The organism is Microbacterium sp. BG28, assembly GCF_034044005.1.
GTDB lineage: Bacteria > Actinomycetota > Actinomycetes > Actinomycetales > Microbacteriaceae > Microbacterium.
This window is the reverse complement of the sequence record NZ_JAXCHA010000001.1, coordinates 227,742-245,636: the sequence shown is the minus strand read 5'-3', so window position 1 is coordinate 245,636 and position 17,895 is coordinate 227,742. Positions and strand designations below refer to the sequence as shown.

Annotated in this window: 16 protein-coding genes; 13 read left to right on the top strand and 3 right to left on the bottom strand. The window is 69.8% G+C overall.

Going from position 1 to position 17,895, the window contains the following annotated elements; all coding sequences use genetic code 11:
- Positions 1 to 100 precede the first annotated feature (100 nt).
- The gene (gene aceB, locus SK224_RS01185) at positions 101 to 1,795 is read right to left on the bottom strand and encodes a malate synthase A (RefSeq protein WP_320433023.1); all 1,695 of its coding nucleotides are present in this window, start codon (positions 1,793 to 1,795) and stop codon (positions 101 to 103) included.
- A 39-nt stretch (positions 1,796 to 1,834) separates the two neighbouring features.
- Positions 1,835 to 3,151, bottom strand: coding sequence for an isocitrate lyase (aceA, locus tag SK224_RS01180; protein WP_320433022.1), 1,317 nt, complete (start codon positions 3,149 to 3,151; stop codon positions 1,835 to 1,837).
- Between the two features lie 136 nt (positions 3,152 to 3,287).
- Between aceA and SK224_RS01175 the strand changes: the two genes are divergently transcribed.
- Entirely contained in the window at positions 3,288 to 4,745 is a 1,458-nt protein-coding gene (locus tag SK224_RS01175) for a helix-turn-helix domain-containing protein (protein ID WP_320433021.1), read from the top strand.
- A gap of 13 nt (positions 4,746 to 4,758) precedes the next feature.
- On the opposite strand, the gene SK224_RS01170 is transcribed toward SK224_RS01175, so the two are convergent.
- Positions 4,759 to 5,442 (bottom strand): amino acid deaminase, encoded by a 684-nt coding sequence (locus SK224_RS01170; RefSeq protein ID WP_320433020.1) that lies wholly within the window; start codon positions 5,440 to 5,442, stop codon positions 4,759 to 4,761.
- A 53-nt stretch (positions 5,443 to 5,495) separates the two neighbouring features.
- Here SK224_RS01170 and SK224_RS01165 point away from each other — a divergent pair, with 53 nt between their 5' ends.
- From SK224_RS01165 to SK224_RS01110, 12 genes are all read left to right on the top strand, one after another.
- Entirely contained in the window at positions 5,496 to 6,152 is a 657-nt protein-coding gene (locus SK224_RS01165) for a hydrolase (RefSeq protein WP_320433019.1), read from the top strand.
- A 41-nt stretch (positions 6,153 to 6,193) separates the two neighbouring features.
- Positions 6,194 to 7,171 (top strand): phosphate/phosphite/phosphonate ABC transporter substrate-binding protein, encoded by a 978-nt coding sequence (gene phnD, locus SK224_RS01160; RefSeq protein WP_320433018.1) that lies wholly within the window; start codon positions 6,194 to 6,196, stop codon positions 7,169 to 7,171.
- Positions 7,168 to 7,983 (top strand): phosphonate ABC transporter ATP-binding protein, encoded by an 816-nt coding sequence (gene phnC, locus SK224_RS01155; RefSeq protein WP_320433017.1) that lies wholly within the window; start codon positions 7,168 to 7,170, stop codon positions 7,981 to 7,983. The genes phnD and phnC overlap by 4 nt, the downstream gene beginning before the upstream one ends.
- Positions 7,980 to 8,780 carry a phosphonate ABC transporter, permease protein PhnE gene (phnE, locus tag SK224_RS01150; RefSeq protein ID WP_320433016.1) on the top strand — a complete coding sequence of 267 codons (801 nt, stop codon included), beginning with the start codon at positions 7,980 to 7,982 and terminating at the stop codon, positions 8,778 to 8,780. Before phnC ends, phnE (SK224_RS01150) begins: the two co-directional genes overlap by 4 nt.
- Positions 8,777 to 9,610 carry a phosphonate ABC transporter, permease protein PhnE gene (phnE, locus tag SK224_RS01145; RefSeq protein WP_320433015.1) on the top strand — a complete coding sequence of 278 codons (834 nt, stop codon included), beginning with the start codon at positions 8,777 to 8,779 and terminating at the stop codon, positions 9,608 to 9,610. The genes phnE (SK224_RS01150) and phnE (SK224_RS01145) overlap by 4 nt, the downstream gene beginning before the upstream one ends.
- Complete coding sequence (locus tag SK224_RS01140; RefSeq protein WP_320433014.1) at positions 9,600 to 10,457, top strand: MurR/RpiR family transcriptional regulator; 858 nt, start codon at positions 9,600 to 9,602, stop codon at positions 10,455 to 10,457. The genes phnE (SK224_RS01145) and SK224_RS01140 overlap by 11 nt, the downstream gene beginning before the upstream one ends.
- A 121-nt stretch (positions 10,458 to 10,578) precedes the next feature.
- Positions 10,579 to 12,159: a glucoamylase family protein gene (locus tag SK224_RS01135; protein WP_320433013.1), complete on the top strand. Its 1,581-nt coding sequence runs from the start codon at positions 10,579 to 10,581 to the stop codon at positions 12,157 to 12,159.
- A gap of 13 nt (positions 12,160 to 12,172) precedes the next feature.
- Complete coding sequence (locus SK224_RS01130; protein WP_320433012.1) at positions 12,173 to 12,820, top strand: TetR/AcrR family transcriptional regulator; 648 nt, start codon at positions 12,173 to 12,175, stop codon at positions 12,818 to 12,820.
- Between the two features lie 99 nt (positions 12,821 to 12,919).
- On the top strand, positions 12,920 to 14,182 hold the full coding sequence (locus SK224_RS01125) for a sugar ABC transporter substrate-binding protein (RefSeq protein ID WP_320433011.1): 1,263 nt from the start codon (positions 12,920 to 12,922) through the stop codon (positions 14,180 to 14,182).
- A gap of 4 nt (positions 14,183 to 14,186) precedes the next feature.
- Positions 14,187 to 15,137, top strand: coding sequence for a sugar ABC transporter permease (locus tag SK224_RS01120; RefSeq protein WP_320433010.1), 951 nt, complete (start codon positions 14,187 to 14,189; stop codon positions 15,135 to 15,137).
- Between the two features lie 11 nt (positions 15,138 to 15,148).
- Entirely contained in the window at positions 15,149 to 16,003 is an 855-nt protein-coding gene (locus SK224_RS01115) for a carbohydrate ABC transporter permease (protein ID WP_320433009.1), read from the top strand.
- A 32-nt stretch (positions 16,004 to 16,035) separates the two neighbouring features.
- Positions 16,036 to 17,880, top strand: a complete 1,845-nt coding sequence (locus SK224_RS01110) for a glycoside hydrolase family 3 protein (protein WP_320433008.1) — start codon at positions 16,036 to 16,038, stop codon at positions 17,878 to 17,880.
- The last annotated feature ends 15 nt before the right edge of the window (positions 17,881 to 17,895 follow it).

The window sequence follows — 17,895 nt, the reverse complement described above, 5'->3', positions numbered from 1 at the left end:
CCGACGGCGGTCCGGTCGTCTTTTGCAGGAGTTCGGGCGTGAGCACGCAGAATCCCCGGCCGCCCCGCGAGGAGCGAAGCGGCCGGGGATTGTGGAGCGATCAGCGTTCGACGAGGAACCGCGAGTACGCGCCGAGCGTCAGGAACGACGGGAACTCCGCGCCCAGGGCGACGTCGCGGAACACCTCGGCCGCGTCGTCGAACCGGTCGCCGTCACGCCGTTCCACCTCGCCGAGCACCTGCGCGATCAGCTCCTCGATGTACTCGCGGGTGATGCGGGTGCCCTCCTCCGTCGAGCGGTCCTGGTGGATCCACTGCCACACCTGCGAGCGGCTGATCTCGGCGGTCGCCGCATCCTCCATCAGATTGTCGATCGCGACGGCGCCGAGTCCTCGGAGCCAGGCCTCCATGTAGCGGATGGCGACCGAGACGTTCCCGTGCACGCCCGCCGCCGTGATGGGGCGGCCGATGTGCACGTCGATGAGCTGCGCGGCGGTCACCTCGACGTCGTCACGCTGACGATCCAGCTGGTTCGGCCGGTCGCCGAGCACGGCGTCGAACTCCGCGCGAGCCACGGGGATCAGATCCGGATGCGCCACCCACGTGCCGTCGAAGCCGTCGCCGGCCTCGCGCTTCTTGTCGGCGGCGACCTTCTCGAAGGCGCGCTCGGTGACCTCGGGGTCGCGGCGATTCGGGATGAAGGCGCTCATGCCGCCGATGGCGAAGGCTCCGCGCTTGTGGCACGTCTTCACCAGCAGCTCGGTGTACGCCCGCATGAACGGCACCGTCATCGTGACCTCGCTGCGGTCGGGGAGCACGAAGCGCGCCCCGCGGCCGCGGTAGTTCTTGATGATCGAGAAGATGTAGTCCCAGCGTCCGGCGTTGAGCCCCGCGCAGTGGTCGCGCAGTTCGTACAGGATCTCCTCCATCTCGAACGCGGCCGGCAGCGTCTCGATCAGCACGGTCGCGCGGATCGTCCCGTGTGCGATACCCAGCCGTCGCTCGGTGAAGCTGAAGACGTCGTCCCACAGCTTCGCCTCCTCGCTCGACTCGAGCTTCGCGATGTAGAAATAGGGGCCCGCGCCGTTCTCGATCAGCCGATGCGCGTTGTGGAACGCGTACAGGCCGAAGTCCACGAGCGAGCCGGATGCGGCGAGCGTGCGGCCCGAGCGGTCGGTGAACCCGAGGTGCTCCTCGACCAGGTGCCAGCCGCGCGGGCGCATCACGATCGTCGGGGTCTCGGTGGCCGTCACCTCGTAGCGCTTGCCCTCTGCGCTCGTGAACGACAGCTGCCCGCGGATCGCGTCGAAGAGCGACAGCTGCCCCTCGATGACGTTGCGCCAGGTGGGGCTCGTGGCGTCCTCCTGGTCGGCCAGCCAGACCTTCGCTCCGGAGTTGAGGGCGTTGATCGTCATCTTCGGATCGGTCGGGCCGGTGATCTCGACCCGGCGGTCCTCGAGACCGGGACCGGCGCCGGCGACGCGCCAGGAGGCGTCATCGCGGATGCGGGCCGTGTCGTCGCGGAAACGAGGGTCGTGCCCGTTGCCGATCTCGTAGCGGCGCCGCATCCGGTCCGCGAGCCGGTCGTGCCGGCGCCCGGCGAAGCGGTCGTGCAGCTCGGCCAGGAAGCCGAGGGCTTCGGGGGTGAGGATCTCGTCGTACCGCTCGCGGAGGGGGCCGCGGACCTCGATGGCGGGGAGGTGGGATCCGGTGGCGATCGGGCCGGTGCCGGGGTGGCGTTCGTCGCCGCGGATGCGGGTGCTCTCGGGCGCGAGGCCCGTGGCGGTGGGGGTCATGGCACTGCCTTTCGAAGGCGGGAGGAAAGGGAAGAGGGGTCAGTGGAACTGGGCGGTCTCGGTGGAGCCGGCCAGTGCCAGGGTCGCGCTGTCGGGGTTGAGCGCGGTCGAGACGTGGTCGAAGTAGCCGGTGCCCGCTTCGCGCTGGTGGCGGGTGGCGGTGTAGCCGCGCGCCTCTGCGGCGAACTCGGCCTCCTGCAGCTCGACGTAGGCGCTCATGGCGCGCTGGGCGTAACCGGCGGCGAGGTCGAACATGGCGTAGTTGACGGCGTGGAATCCGGCCAGGGTGATGAACTGGAACTTGTAGCCGAGGTCGGCGAGGTCCTGCTGGAACGTCGCGATCTGCTCGTCGCTCAGGTGCCGCTTCCAGTTGAAGCTGGGCGAGCAGTTGTAGGCGAGGAGCTTGCCGGGGTAGCGCTCGTGGATGGCGGCGGCGAACGCGCGGGCGAGCTCGATGTCGGGCTCGCCGGTCTCGACCCAGATGAGGTCGGCGTACGGCGCGAAGGCGAGGCCGCGGCTGATGACCGCGTCGATGCCGGGACGCACCCGGTAGAAGCCCTCGGAGGTGCGCTCGCCGGTGGTGAACTCCTGATCGCGCGGATCGACGTCGCTCGTGAGCAGGTCGGCGGCGAGCGCGTCGGTGCGGGCGATGATGACCGTCGGGACGCCCGCCACATCCGCCGCCAGGCGCGCGGCGTTGAGGGTGCGGATGTGCTGCTGCGTGGGAACGAGCACCTTGCCGCCGAGGTGGCCGCATTTCTTCTCGCTCGCGAGCTGGTCCTCCCAGTGGATGCCGGCGGCGCCGGCCGAGATGAGCGACTGCGCGAGCTCGTAGGCGTTGAGCGGCCCGCCGAAGCCGGCCTCGGCGTCGGCGACGATGGGGGCGAGCCAGTCCTGCGTGATCTCGCCCTCGGCGTGCTCGATCTGGTCTTGGCGGATGAGCGCGTTGTTGATGCGGCGCACGACCGCCGGCACCGAGTTGGCGGGGTAGAGGCTCTGATCGGGGTAGGTCTGGCCGGCGAGGTTGCCGTCGGCGGCGACCTGCCATCCCGACAGGTAGATCGCTTTCAGGCCCGCGCGCACCTGCTGCACGGCCTGTCCGCCGGTGTAGGCGCCGAGTGCGCGGATGTAGTCCTCCGTGTGCAGCAGGTTCCAGAGGTTCTCCGCGCCGCGGCGGGCGAGCGTGTTCTCCTCGCGCACCGAGCCGCGCAGGCGGATGACGTCCTCGGCCGAGTAGGTGCGCTCGACGCCGTCCCAGCGCGGATCCGTGTTCCAGATCTCCTGCAGCTCGGCGGCGGTCTGCGTCATGTCACCCGCGCGCAGCGGGCCCTGGGCGAAGGGGGCGGTGCTGGTCATGTCGGTCTCCTGTGATCGAAGGGACGGTCGTCGTCCCGAGGCGTGTGACCACTGTGGGTGAAGATTGCGGACTCGAACCGAGGTTTTCGGGGAGAAGATTGCTCGTTCTTCTGTTCTTGTGACACAATCCCGATCCATGACGATCGAAGAAGATCCGATGACCGACGATGCCGACGCCCTGACGATCGGGCGCCGCATCCGCCAACTGCGCACGGCGCAGGGCATGACGCTCGACGCGCTCGCGTCCGCTGTCGAGCGCGCACCGAGCCAGCTGTCGATGATCGAGAACGGCAAGCGCGAGCCCCGTCTCACGCTGCTGCGGGCCATCGCGAAGGCGCTCGGGACGACGGTCGACGCGCTGCTGGAGGCCGAGCCGCTCGACGAGCGCGCCGCCATGGAGATCGCTCTGCAGCGGGCGATGAAGGGGCAGACCTTCCAGGCGCTCGGCATCGACGCGTTCCGCATCGGCAAGGCGGTGCCCGACGAGGCGCTGCGGGCGATGCTGGCTCTGCACGGCGAGATCGACCGACTGCGCGACGAGCGCTCCGCGACGCCCGAGGAGGCGCGGCGCGCGAACGTCGAGTTGCGCGATCTCATGCGCGAGCAGAACAACTACTTCGCCGACCTCGAGACCGAAGCGCGGGCGATCCTGGATGCGGTGGCGCACCCCGGCGGTCCGCTCACGCAGCGATCGGCGAGCGACATCGCGGCGCACCTGGGCTTCACGCTGCACTACGTGCCCGACCTGCCGCAGACCACTCGCAGCGTCGCCGACCTCAAGCACGGGCGCCTCTACCTCTCGAGCCGGGTCGCCGCGAAGGGCGATGCGCGCACGGCGGTGCTGCAGGCGCTGTCCAGCCGCATCCTCGGGCATCGCGAACCCACCAGTTACGCCGAGTTCCTGCGCCAGCGGGTCGAGACCAACTACCTGACGGGCGCCCTGCTCGTCCCCGAAGCGCACGTCGTCCCGGTGCTCACCGATGCCAAGGGCGACAGGGCGATCTCGATCGAGGATCTGCGCGATCTCTACTCGGTCTCGTACGAGACCGCCGCCCACCGCTTCACGAACCTCGCGACGGTGCACCTCGGCATCCCGGTGCACTTCCTCAAGGTGCATGAGTCGGGCACCATCACGAAGGCGTACGAGAACGACGACGTGAACTTCCCGGCCGACCGACTCGGCGCGATCGAAGGGCAGATGTGCTGCCGGCGGTGGACCAGCCGAGTGGTCTTCGATGTCGACGATCGCTTCAACCCCTACTACCAGTACACCGACACGGGCAACGGCACGTACTGGTGCACGGCCCGTGTCGAGCACTCGAGCGAGGGGGCGCACTCGATCAGCGTCGGCGTGCGCTTCGAGGACACGAAGTGGTTCCTGGGGCGAGACACCGCCAACCGCGGAGTCTCACGGCACTCGGTCGAGGTGTGCTGCCGGCGCGCGCCGGCCGAGCTTGAGAGTGCCTGGCGCGAGAACTCCTGGCCCAACGTCCGTACGCCCCGCACCCTGCTCGCGACCCTGCCCACCGGAGCCTTCCCCGGCGTCGACACCACCGAGGTCTACGAGTTCCTCGAGGCGCACTCACCGGGCTGAGGGAGCGGGGTCCTCATTCGACCGCGTTCCAGCGCAGTCGGGGAGGCCCCGCGTCGATGGCGGCGAGAGTCTCGGCGGGGGTGGAGATCGGGAACGTCGTCACGAGGCGCTCGCCTGCCCCGCGATCGATCGCGTAGGCGAGGGCGAAGGGCCCGGATGCACTGCGCCGCCCGATGGCGATCCGCGCGCGTACCGGTCCGATCCGCTCCTCGCGCACCGTGTGCTCGGCCAGCAGGGCGCGCGCGGCATCCGTGATGCGCGCGAGCGGCGTGACGGAGACGGCTCCGCCGATCAGGGCCTCGGCGTGGAAGAGCGTGCGCTCGCCGTAGGCAGCGGCCAGCCCCGCATCCAGCCACCGCTCGCGCTTGAGTCCGTAGGGCGTCTCGGCGAGGGAGAAGAGGTACCCGTAGACGTGCACGAGGCCCGCGTTGCCTGCGGGCCAGGTCGCATCCAGACCGGCCGCGGCGTGCAGGTGGTGGAAGAGGGCCTCGGGCACGACCGGCTCCCGGGTGTTCTCATCCACCACCGAGGAGAGCTCCCACGCGTCGAACAGGCCGCCCGCGGCATCCTGGCGAATGGATGCGGCGACGCCGGGCAGGAGCGCGAGTGCCGCGCTGGGGTCGTCGATGGCGCGGCGGGCCGCCGCATCCACGTGATCGGTCGATGATTTAACCGGCTGTTCATCGGGCGTGGTCATTGCGTCCACAATCCTCCTTCACCATGGACGAAGCGTCCAGCTGAAGGAGCCCCGTGCCACGTCCTGTTCTCATCTTCGACTTCGACGGTACCGTCGCCCTCGGCGACGGACCCGTGCTGGCCTACGCCGCATCCGTGGCCGCGGCCGGTCGTCTGCCGGAGAGCTTCGTCGCCGAGGTGCGTCGGGGGCTCGGCGACCCGAGTGCGCACGACGCCGTCGACGGCTACGACCTCGTCCGCATCCTCGCCCTGCGCGCAGGCGCCGACGAGACGCACCTGGCGTTCGGCTACCGCGCGAGCCGCGGGATGCTGGCCACCTCCGCCGCCCCGATCGGCACGCCCGCGGGCCTCGCGCGGCTGCTCGACGAGGTCGACGCGGAGCGGATCCTCCTCACGAACGCGCCCGATGTGCGACTGGCCGAAGCGCTCGCGGCGGTGGGGCTCGCCGGGCGCTTCGACCGGATCGTCACGGATGCGGCCAAGCCCGCGGGACTGGAAGCGCTCCTCGACGAGCTCGACCCCGCCCGGCCCGTCCTGAGCGTCGGCGACATCTGGCGCAACGACCTCGCCCCCGTTCACGCCCGCGGCCACGCCACGGCGCTCGTGGGCGCATCCGCCGCTCCCGACGCCCGACCGACCTATCGCGCCGCGCGCCTGGACGACCTCCTCGACGACATCTCCCGCTGGGCGCTCGCCGCCCGCGTCGACTGAGCCCACCGACCCGCACACCACCCCGATCCGAAGGACACCACATGAACATCACCCGCCTGCGCCTCGGCGCCGCAGCCGCCCTCGTGGCGGCCGCATCCCTGCTCCTGGCCGGCTGTGCCGGCTCGGCCGACCCCGGAACGAGCGGTGCCGCGGCCGACCCCGACTCCCTCGTGCTGGCGCTCGTTCCCTCGCAGGACCAGAACGGTCTCGTCGACACCGCGAAGCCCCTGACCGACATGCTCACCGAGAAGCTCGGCATCCCGGTCACGGGCGTCGTCGCGAAGGACTACCAGGCGGCGGTCGAGGCGATGGGTGCGGGCCAGGCCCAGATCGGCTTCCTGCCTTCGCTGCAGCTCTGGCAGGCGAGCGACAAGTACGGCGCCAAGGTCGTGCTGCAGACCGAGCGCAACGGCAACATCACCTACCCGGCGCAGTTCATGACGAACAACCCCGACAAGTACTGCGAGGACACTCCCGTCGAGCGCGACGGGATGCTCTTCTGCAACGGCGCCGACGCGATGACGGGGCCTGCCGGTCTCGACTCCATCACCAAGGTGAAGGGTGCGAAGGTCGCGATGCTCGGTCCCGGGTCTCCCGCCGGCTACATCTATCCGGTGCTGGCGCTGCAGGAGGCCGGCATCAACACCGACAGCGACATCGAGAAGCTCCCCGTCACCGCGAACGACGCATCCGTCCTCGCGGTCTACAACGGCGACGCCGAGGTCGGCTTCAGCTTCTGGGACGCGCGCACGATCGTGAAGAAGGACGTCCCGGATGTGGGTCAGAAGGTCGTCGTGTTCGCGATGACGGACGAGATCCCCAACGACGGCGTCGCCCTCACCTCCGACCTCTCGCCGGAACTGCAGCAGAAGATCACCGACGCACTCGAGGAGTACTCGAGCTCCGACGAGGGCTCGAAGGTGCTCCAGAGCATCTACTCCATCACCAAGCTCGCTCCCGCCGACCCGTCGTCGCTCGACGTGGTCGCCCGCGCGGCGCAGCAGCTGGGGCTGCAGTGACGTCGTCTCCCCACCGGGAGGCCGGGGCCGCGGCCTCGGCCTCCTGGCCCATCCGCCTACGCGACGTCCAGGTGCGCTACCCGAACGGCACGATGGGACTGCGGGGTGTGAGCCTGGACATCGCCGCCGGCGAGATGGTGGCGATCGTCGGGCTCTCCGGATCGGGCAAGTCCACCCTCATCCGCACGATCAACGGACTCGTCCCCATCTCCGCGGGTTCGCTGACGGTCGGAGACACCGAACTCGCGGGCGCGAGGCCCCGCACGCTCCGGCGTCTGCGCGGCGGCATCGGGATGGTGTTCCAGGGCTTCAACCTCGTCGGGCGCACGAGCGTCCTGAACAACGTGCTCGTCGGACGACTCACGCACACCCCCACCTGGCGCACGCTCCTCGGCGCCTACACGACGGCCGACAAGCAGCTCGCCTACGAGGCGCTCGAGCGCGTCGGCATCCTGGCGAAGGTCTACGACCGCGCCTCGGCGCTCTCGGGCGGTCAGCAGCAGCGCGTCGCGATCGCCCGCGCCCTCGCGCAGCAGCCGCGGATCGTGCTCGCCGACGAACCCGTCGCGAGCCTCGACCCGCCCACGGCGCACGGCGTGATGGGCGACCTCCGCCGCATCAACCGCGAGCTCGGCATGACGGTGCTGGTGAACCTCCACCTTCTCGACCTCGCACGCGAGTACGGCACACGGCTGATCGGGATGCGGGCGGGCGAGCTCGTCTACGACGGCTCCGCCGCCGACGCCACGGATGCCGACTTCGCCGGGATCTACGGCCGGTCGGTCACGGCCGAGGATCGGCTGGGCTCGTGAGCACGTCGTCGCTCGAGCTGCCGCCCAGGCCCGGCGGCAGGTGGCGGGGCTGGGTGATCGCCGCCGTCATCGCCGCGGTCACCGTGTTCACGTGCCTGCCCGTCGTCGGGATCGACTTCGACCTGAGCGGCATCGCCCGCAACTGGCAGCACGGCGCGAGCAAGGTCCTGGGACTGTTGCAGCCCGACTGGTCGTTCTTCCCGCGCACGATCGGACCGCTCCTGGAGACGCTGCAGATGGCCGTCATCGGAACCGCCGTCGGCGCGCTCGTCTCGCTTCCGCTCAGCTTCCTCGCCGCCCGCCCGACCAATCCGCATCCGTGGCTGCGCGGCGCCGTGCGCACCGTGCTGAACGTCGTGCGTGCCGTCCCCGACCTGCTGTCGGCCGCCGTGCTCGTGGCCATGGTCGGCGTCGGTGCGCTTCCCGGCATCCTCGCTCTCGTGCTCTTCAACGTCGGGATCATCGTCAAGCTCGTCTCCGAGTCGATCGACGCGATGGATGCGGGCCCGATCGAGGCGGGCCGCGCGGCCGGCGGCACCCAGCTGCAGATCAACCGCACCCTCGCCCTGCCGGATACCTGGCCGGCGTTCGTCGCCCAGACGCTCTACGTGTTCGAGCTCAACGTCCGCGCCTCGTCGGTGCTGGGACTCGTCGGTGCCGGCGGGCTCGGCCTGCTCATCGACGCCGTGCGCACGTACTACCGCTACGACCAGCTCTCGCTCATCATCTTGGAGATCCTCGTGCTCGTCGTCCTTCTCGACGCCCTGAGCGCCGCCGTGCGACGGAGGCTCGTATGAGCGCGGTCGACACCTCGCCGGCGCGCACCGCGCCCGCCTTCGCGCTGCCCGAGCGACCGCGTCGACCTCTCGTGATCGGCGTCGGCGTCGGCGTGACGGTGATCGTCGTCGCCGCCTTCTGGTCCGTCGACATCACATGGTCGCGGCTGGGGGAGCTTCCCGCCGCGATCGTGCGCTACATCTGGCTCATGTTCTCGGCCCCGGACTGGTCGAAGCTTCCCGAGGCTCTCTGGCAGACCTGGCGCAGCGTCGAGATGGCCTGGGTCGGCACCGTGCTCGGCGTGATCGTCGCGACGCCGCTGAGCCTGCTCGCCTCCCGCGGGTTCGGACCGGTGTGGCTGCGCGAGGTGCTGCGCCTCGTCTTCTCCGTCATCCGTGCGGTTCCGGAGATCATCTTCGCGATCATCATCCTGTCGATGACGGGACTCACGCCGCTCACAGGCGCCCTCGCTCTCGCGATCAACGGCGTCGGCACGCTCGGCAAGTGGGGATACGAGGCGGTCGAGGCGGTGCCGCAGGGGCCGATCGAGGCGGCGCGTGCCGCCGGCGGGAGCACGCTGCAGGTGCTGCGGTGGGGTGCGTGGCCGCAGGCCGTCCCGGCGTTCCTGTCGTTCTGGCTCTACCGGTTCGAGATCAACGTCCGCTCGTCCGCCGTCCTGGGCCTGATCGGCGTGGGCGGAATCGGCGACATGCTGACCACGTACACCCAGTACCGTGAGTGGTCGACGGTGGGGATGCTGCTGATCGTGGTCATCGCGGTGACGATGACGATCGACGCGATCAGCGGTGCGGTCCGCCGCAGGATCATGGAGGGTGCGCGTGTCCGCTGACGCTGCCACGACCGTGCGCATCGCCGCGCTGCGCAACGTCCTGCAACCCACCGAACGGCGGGTGGCCGACCTGATCATGTCGGAGCCGGAGGTCGTCGTGGAACTGACGGCGCAGCAGCTCGCGGATCGGGCGGGCGTCGCGCGCTCCTCCGTCGTGCGGGCGTGTCAGCGCCTCGGCTACCGCGGGTATCCCCAGCTGCGGGTCGCCCTCGCCGCGGAGCTCGGTGCGCAGCCGGATGCGGCGACCGATCACGGCGTGGGCGTCCTCGGTCGCATGCGCACGGCGATGGACCGTGCGGCGCAGGCGCTCGTCGGGTCGGCCGGACTCCTGACCGAGGATGCGGTCGCCGCCGCCGTGTCGCGCATCGCCCGCGCCCGGCGGGTGCTGGTCGTCGCCAACGGCCTGTCGTCCCCGCTCGCGAGCGATCTCGCGATGCGGCTGACCGCGGTCGGTCGTCCCGCCGAGATCGTCGCCGACCCGATCGCACAGCAGATCTCCGCCCGTCAGCTCACGAGCGACGACGTCTGCCTCGTGATCAGCGGCTCGGGGGCGAACGAGGCGAGCGTGCGCGCCGCCCGCGCCGCCGACGCCGCCGGCGCGGCCGTGCTTCTCATCACCTCGTTCGTCGCGTCCACGCTGACCGAGATCGCCGGCCTCTCCCTCGTCCTGGCGCCGGCGGGTGCGACGTTCCGCGACGAGCTGGAGCACACATCCCGCGCCGTGCACGCCGTCTTCGGCGAGGTGCTCGTGGACGCCGTCGCGGCGGAGCTGGGGGAGCGCTCGCCCCGCGTCCGCGCCCAGGTGCTCGAGATCCTCTCCGAGAACCTCGCCGACCCCGCCGAGTGAGCGGGTGCTCACTCGCCGGGGTCGGCCGCCGGTGTCCGGGGGTCTTGAATGAAAACCAATCACGTGTAAGGGTTTTGGGACTCGGTTCCCCCCGGAGCCGCTTTCGATGAGGAGAGCGACGATGAGAAAGACGACCCGTTTCGTGCTGGCCACCGCATCCGCGGCGGTGCTGGCGGTGACGACCGCGGCGCCCGCGCTGGCGGATGCGGTGCCCACAGGTCACGGCCACGGCCACGGCCACGACACCAGCGAGACCCGCACATTGGAGCGCTACGCCGCCGACACCTGGGCATCGCTGGTCGCGATGACGGACCCTGACACCGGCCTGCCGTCGGACAACATCGACGGCGCGCTGCAGAGCGCGGGCGCCTACACCTCGCCGACGAACATCGGCGGCTATCTGTGGTCGACGGTGACCGCCCGCGACATCGGGCTGATCGATCGACGGGAGGCCCGTGACCGCATGCGGGCGACCCTCGACACGCTCGACCATCTGGAGCGCAACGACGCCAGCGGCATGTTCTACAACTGGTACGACCCGGCTTCCGGTGTCAAGCTGACGACGTGGCCCGATTCGGGCGACCCCGTCGAGCCCTTCCTGTCCACGGTCGACAACGGCTGGCTCGCCGCATCCCTGCGCATCGTGCGCGAGGCGGAGCCGAGCCTGGCCCGCCAGGCGGACGCCCTTTACCGGTCGATGGACTTCGGCGCCTTCTTCGATCCCGCGGGTGCGGCCGGGCTTCCGGCCGGAACGAACCGCGGCGGGTTCTGGGACTCGCCGCCCACGGGTTGCAGCGTCGAAGCGCCCATGTACAACGGCTCGGGCGAGACCGCGTACTACACCTGCCACCACTACGACACGACCGTGAGTGAGAGCCGCATCGCGACGTATCTGGGCATCGCGAACGGGCAGATCCCGCCGACGGCGCTGTACGGCACGCATCGCACGATGCCGCCGGGCTGCGACTGGGCCTGGCAGGAGCAACTGCCCACCGGCACCACGCGCACGTACGCCGGCTTCGACGTCTGGGAGGGGGTCTACTCCTACGACGGCATGAGCTTCGTGCCCAGCTGGGGAGGCAGCATGTTCGAGGCGCTCATGCCCGATCTGCTCATTCCCGAGAGCGAGTGGGGAGAGAACTCGTGGGCGCTGAATCATCCGATCACCGTCGCGGTGCAGGAGCGCCACGGGCAGGACGCCGGCTACGGCTACTGGGGCTTCTCGCCCGCCAGCGATCCGTTCGGCGGCTATGCCGAGTACGGCGTCGACCTCGCGGGGATGCGCTCGGACGGCTACACCTCCGATCGGGAGAAGACCGACGTCGACATCGACCGGCCCGGCTGCTCGGTGGGCACCAACCCCGACCCGCAGTTCGGCGACGGCGTGGTGACCCCGCACGCGAGCTTCCTCGCCCTTCCCTACGACCGTGAAGGCGCCCTCGACAACCTTTCGCGCATCGAGGACGACCTCGGCGCGTACGGGCCCGGCGGCTTCTACGACGCGGTCGCAGTGCACAGCGGCACGATCGCCGAGCGCTACCTCTCACTGGACCAGTCCATGATCATGGCCGCCATCGGGAACGAGCTGACCGGCGATAGCCTCAAGGACTACGTCGTGGATCGTGACATGGAGCGCACGCTCCGGCCCGCGATGCGGGCGCAGGTCTTCAGCTCGAGCTGGGGGGAGTCCGGCGGTCGATGACGAGAGGGATGCGGTGAGCACACCCGATGACGCGAGTCGGGAGGAGGCGGCGCAGGACGCCGTCTCCTCCCTGCCCCGCGGCAAGCGCGGCAGCTACGCGAAGGGGCAAGCCCGTCGCCAGCAGATCGTCGAGGAGGCCCTCGTCGTGTTCGCCCGCAGCGGGTTCGACGCGGGCTCGCTGCGGGCGATCGCACGGGGGGTGGGGGTGACGCCGGCGGGGCTGCTGCACCACTTCTCGAGCAAGGAGGAACTCTTCGTCGAGGTGCTCCGGCAGCGCGACGAGCGCATCCGAGCGGCGGTCGGAGATCCCGCCGAGCACAGGCTCATCGAGCAGAGTGCGGACGTGGTCGCCTACAACCAGAGCGCACCCCGTGGTCTCTCCGCCCTGTACACCACGGTGGCCGCGGACGCGATCGATCCCGCCCATCCCGCGCACGCGGAGTTCGTCGACCGCTATCGAGACTCGGCGGCATCCGCCGAGCGCATCATCGCAGCGGGGCAGGCCGCGGGGGAGATCCGCGCCGACGTCGATCCCGCCCGCGCCGGCCGGCTCATCAGCGCCGTGATGGACGGGCTCCAGCAGCAGTTCCTCCTCGACGAGGAGGTCGACATGGTCGCTCTGTTCGACGAGTTCGTCCGCGGCTATCTGCGTCCCCTCTGAGGGTGCCGTCCACCTTCCGTCGACAGGGGTTGCGCTCTCTTAAGCGCTTAAGTACCGTAGTGACCACGCCATCAGGTGTGTCTCGTTCAAGGAGGAACCATGAAACATGTTCGGCTCGGCGCCGTCGCGCTGCTCGCCGTCGCCGCCCTCAGCCTGGCGGGATGCGGACGAGCGGATGACGCAGGAACGGCGGCCCAGGAAGCGACCACCATCGGAAGCGAGCCCGCGACGGGCAAGATCACGATGTGGGCGATGGGGACGGAGGGCGAAGCTCTCCCTGACTTCGTCAAGACGTTCGAAGAGGCCAACCCCGGCGTCGAGGTCGACGTCACCGCCATCCCGTGGGATTCCGCATACAGCAAGTTCCAGACCGCGATCGCAAGCGGCAACACCCCCGACATCGCCATGATGGGCTCGACCTGGATGGCCGACTTCGCCGACGCGTTCCAGACCGTCCCCACCGATCTCGACACGTCTGGCGCCTTCCCGGGTGCCGTCGAGTCCAACAAGGTCGGAGATCGCGCGGCGGGCGTGCCGTGGTACGTCGACACGCGCGTGCTCTACTACCGCACCGACATGGCCGAGCAGGCCGGCTGGACGAGCGCGCCCACCACATGGGACGAGCTCAGCCAGATGGCCGCCGACATGAAGTCCAAGGCGGGGGCGGAGTACGGCATCCGCCTGCCTGCCGGGAACGACTCCTTCCAGGGGACGCTCTGGATGCCCTGGTCCAACGGCGCCTCGCTCGAGGACGGCTCGAAATGGACGCTCGATACCCCGGAGATGGTCGAGGCGTACGAGTACTACCAGAGCTTCTTCACGGACGGACTCGCCAACCCGTCGGCGGACCGGTCCTCGGGGGCGCAGGAGGCGGACTTCGTCGCCGGCCGGACCCCGATGCTCATCGACGGGCCCTTCATGATCGGCTCGCTCGAGAAACTCGGCGGTGCGGACTTCTCCTCGAAGTTCGCGACGGCGGTGCTCCCGACGAAGGAATCCTCCACCTCGTTCAGCGGCGGCTCGAACCTCGTCGTGTTCGACGATTCCGACAACGCGAACTCCGCGTGGAAGCTCGCCCAGTGGCTGAGCGAGCCCGAGACGCAGGCGCGCTGGTACGACCAGACCGGCGACCTCCCCGCCGTTCAGGCGGCGTGGAAGGACGACGCCCTCGCCTCGCAGCCGACGCTCGCCGCCTTCGGCACGCAGCTCGAGACGGCGAAGTCCGTCCCGGCGACGACGACATGGGTGAAGGTGGCCGCCGCCGGAGACGCCGTGCTCGAGAAGGTGCGTCTGGGAGCCATGACCCCCGCCGATGCGATGAAGGAGCTGCAGAGCAAGGCCGACGCGGTGGGGCTGGACTGATCCCATGACGCAGACATCACTGGCCGCGACCGGGGCGGCCGTCGCCGGCTCCGGTCGCGCCGGCGGTGGCCGCCGCTCGAGCCGTCGCCGGCGTCAGGGCCTCATCGCCTGGGGGTTCGCGCTCCCGTTCGTCCTCGTCTTCGCGGCCTTCATGGTCGTGCCGATCGTCGGCTCGTTCGCGATGTCGTTCACCGACTTCCGCGCGCAGGACATCCGCTCGCCCTTCGCGGTCAACTTCGTCGGCCTCGACCAGTACCTGGCCGTGCTGGGAGACCCCACCTTCCTGAAGTCGGCCGGCGTCACGGCGACCTTCGTGGTGATCGGCATCCCGGTGACCATGGCCGTGGCGCTCGCGCTGGCCCTGGCGCTGAACTCCGGCGGTGGGCGGATCGTCTCCTTCCTCCGCGTGGGGTTCTACGCGCCGGTGGTCACGAGCATCGTCGCGGTCTCGGTCGTGTGGCGGTACATCCTGCAGCCGGAGGGGCTGCTGAACGCGGCACTCGCCGTGGTGGGGATCCAGGGGCCCGACTGGCTCAACGACACCACCTGGGCCCTGCCCTCGCTCATCGCGATGGCGGTCTGGCGAAACGTCGGAACGCTCATGGTGATCTTCCTCGCCGGGCTCCAGGCGATCCCGACCGACGTCAAGGAGGCGGCCGTCATGGACGGGGCCTCCGCCTGGCGCCGCCTCACCGCGATCACCTTGCCGCTGCTGCGTCCGACGCTGCTGCTGGGCGCGGTGCTCATCTCGGTCGGCTTCCTGCAGTTCTTCGAGGAGGCCTTCGTGATGACCCAGGGCGGACCGCTCGACTCGACGCTGTCGGTCGCCTACTACACGTTCAAGCAGTTCGGTTTCGGCGAGTACGGCACCGCATCCGCTGCGAGCTACATCCTGTTCCTCGCGATCGCGCTCGTGAGCCTCGTGCAGTTCCGGCTGCTGCGCTCGAAGGACTGAAGGAGGAGATCATGACCTCGACGACGATGGCCTCCCGCCGCGCTCGCCGCGCGCTCACCGGGCGTGCCCTCACCTACACCGTGCTGGTCGCGGGCCTCATCGTGTGGGTTCTCCCGTTCGTCTGGATGCTGCTGGGCTCTGTCAAGACGCAGAGCGAGATCCTGCAGCGCCCGCCGACCTGGCTGCCGCAGCAGGTCACGTGGGACAACTTCGCCCAGTGGTTCGGCCCGCTCGACATCGGCCGGTTCTTCACGAACAGCATCGTCGTGGCGCTGCTGACCGTGCTCGGCAACCTCGTCTTCTGCTCGATGGTCGGCTATGCGCTGGCGAAGATGGACTTCCCCGGCAAGAAGGTGCTGTTCGCCGTCGTGCTCATCACGCTCATGGTGCCGGGCATCGTGACCTTCGTGCCGCTGTTCGTGATGGTGTCCTCGTTCGGGCTCACCAGCAGTTACGCCGCGCTGATCCTGCCGTTCGTCACGACGCCGCTGGGCGTGTTCCTCATGCGCCAGTTCATGCTGGGCATCCCCGACGAACTGCTCGAGGCGGCGCGCATCGACGGCGCGGGAGAGCTGCGTATCTTCGCCCGCGTCGTGATGCCGCTGTGCGGACCGCCGCTGGCGACGCTCGGCATCCTCACCTTCCTCGCATCCTGGAACAACTTCCTCTGGCCGCTCGTGGCCGCCCAGAGCGAGGACATGTACACCCTTCCCGTCGCCATCTCTCTTTATGCGACGGGGCAGAACGCGACCGACTACGGCCTGCTGCTCGCGGGCTCCGTGCTGGTGATCGCCCCGATCATCCTCCTGTTCGTGTTCCTGCAGCGCTACTTCATCCAGGGCGTCGCGACGACGGGACTCAAGTGAGCATCGTCGACACGCACCCCAGAAAGGCCCCCATGTCCGCGACCTTCTCGACCGCCCCCGACGGCACCCGCTACCGCGACCTGAACGGCAACGGAGTCATGGATCCGTACGAGGATCCGCGATTGACGCCCGAGGAGCGCACGGAAGACCTGCTCGGGCGACTGAGCCTCGAGGAGAAGTGCGGCCTCATGTTCCAGACGGTCATCGAGGTCGGCGAGGACGGCGCGCTCCTCGAGCACCCGGGGCGCATCTCCAAGTCGCCGACGACGACCGTCGTGCGGGACAAGCACATGAACCACTTCAACGTGCATGCCATCCGCACCGCCCGGCAGGCGGCCACGTGGAACAACGCCCTCCAGGCGCTCGCGGAGCAGACGCCGCACGGCATACCCGTCACCATCAGCACGGATCCGCGCCACGCATTCGTGGAGAACACGGGGGTCGCCTTCTCGGCCGGCCCGTTCTCGCAATGGCCGGAGGGCCTCGGCCTCGCCGCCATCGACGACGTCGAGACGGTGCGCGCCTTCGCCGACATCGCGCGGCAGGAGTACGTGGCCGTCGGCATCCGCGCCGCGCTGCACCCGCAGATCGATCTCGCGACAGAACCGCGCTGGGGACGTCAGGCGCAGACGCTGGGCCAGGATGCGCAGCGCGTCGCCGAGTTCACCGCAGCCTATCTCCAGGGCTTCCAGGGCGACCGGTTGGGGCCGGAAAGCGTCGCCTGCACGACGAAGCACTTCCCGGGCGGCGGCCCGCAGAAGGACGGCGAGGACGCCCACTTCCCGTACGGCCGGGAGCAGGTCTACCCGGGGGGCATGTTCGAATACCACCTCGAGCCGTTCCGCGAGGCCATTCGACGCGGGACGGCGGGGATGATGCCGTACTACGGGATGCCGGTCGGCCTCGAGCGCGGCGGCGAGCAGATCGAGGAGGTCGGGTTCGGCTACAACCGGCAGATCGTGACCGACCTGCTGCGCGGCGAACTCGGCTACGACGGCGTCGTCGTGACGGACTGGGAGCTCGTGAACGACAACCACGTCGGCGACCAGGTGCTGCCTGCGCGGGCGTGGGGGGTCGAGACGCTCACGCCGATCGAGCGCATGGCGAAGATCCTGGATGCGGGCGCCGACCAGTTCGGCGGCGAGGAGTGCGTCGAGCTGCTGCTGGAGCTCGTGCGCTCGGGTCGCGTGAGCGAGGAGCGCATCGACGAGTCGGCGCGACGGCTTCTCCGGGTCAAGTTCGCCCTCGGCCTGTTCGACGACCCCTACGTCGACGTCGACGCGGCTGAGCGGATCGTCGGCAACGCCGACTTCCGTGCTGCGGGGGAACGGGCGCAGGCGCGCTCGTTGACCGTCCTGCTCAACCGCGAGGGAGCCGAGGGGGCGACCCTTCCGCTGACGAAGGTGGCGGCGATGTACGTCGAGGGGTTCGCCGACGCGGATGTCGCCGAGCTCGGACCGACGGTCGCGGATCCCGCATCCGCCGATCTCGCGATCGTGCGGATCAAGGCGCCGTTCGATGCGCGCGACGACCTGTTCCTCGAGGCATGGTTCCACCAGGGCTCCCTGGACTTCCCGCCCGGGCTCGTCTATCGCCTGCAGCAGATCGCGAGGCAGTGCCCGCTGGTGCTGGTGGTCACGATCGACCGCCCCGCGATCCTCACCCCGCTCGTAGCGGATGCGGCGGCGATCGTCGTCGACTACGGCAGCTCTCCCCGCGCGGTGATCGACGCCCTGACCGGTCGCGTGCGGCCCGAGGGGCGGCTGCCCGTGGAGCTGCCGCGATCGATGGCAGCCGTGCGTGCGTCGAGGGAGGATGTACCGTCGGATACGGGGGACCCGCTGTTCCCGGTGCGTCACGGGCTGCGACTCGCCTAGGGCACGCACGGCCTG

Bases quoted from the DNA above. Each gene is read 5' to 3' on its own strand.
- aceB (WP_320433023.1), bottom strand. From the start codon at position 1,795: ATGACCCCCACCGCCACGGGCCTCGCGCCCGAGAGCACCCGCATCCGC.
- aceA (WP_320433022.1), bottom strand. From the start codon at position 3,151: ATGACCAGCACCGCCCCCTTCGCCCAGGGCCCGCTGCGCGCGGGTGAC.
- SK224_RS01175 (WP_320433021.1), top strand. From the start codon at position 3,288: ATGACGATCGAAGAAGATCCGATGACCGACGATGCCGACGCCCTGACG.
- SK224_RS01170 (WP_320433020.1), bottom strand. From the start codon at position 5,442: ATGACCACGCCCGATGAACAGCCGGTTAAATCATCGACCGATCACGTG.
- phnD (WP_320433018.1), top strand. From the start codon at position 6,194: ATGAACATCACCCGCCTGCGCCTCGGCGCCGCAGCCGCCCTCGTGGCG.
- phnE (WP_320433015.1), top strand. From the start codon at position 8,777: ATGAGCGCGGTCGACACCTCGCCGGCGCGCACCGCGCCCGCCTTCGCG.
- SK224_RS01135 (WP_320433013.1), top strand. From the start codon at position 10,579: ATGAGAAAGACGACCCGTTTCGTGCTGGCCACCGCATCCGCGGCGGTG.
- SK224_RS01125 (WP_320433011.1), top strand. From the start codon at position 12,920: ATGAAACATGTTCGGCTCGGCGCCGTCGCGCTGCTCGCCGTCGCCGCC.
- SK224_RS01120 (WP_320433010.1), top strand. From the start codon at position 14,187: ATGACGCAGACATCACTGGCCGCGACCGGGGCGGCCGTCGCCGGCTCC.
- SK224_RS01115 (WP_320433009.1), top strand. From the start codon at position 15,149: ATGACCTCGACGACGATGGCCTCCCGCCGCGCTCGCCGCGCGCTCACC.
- SK224_RS01110 (WP_320433008.1), top strand. From the start codon at position 16,036: ATGTCCGCGACCTTCTCGACCGCCCCCGACGGCACCCGCTACCGCGAC.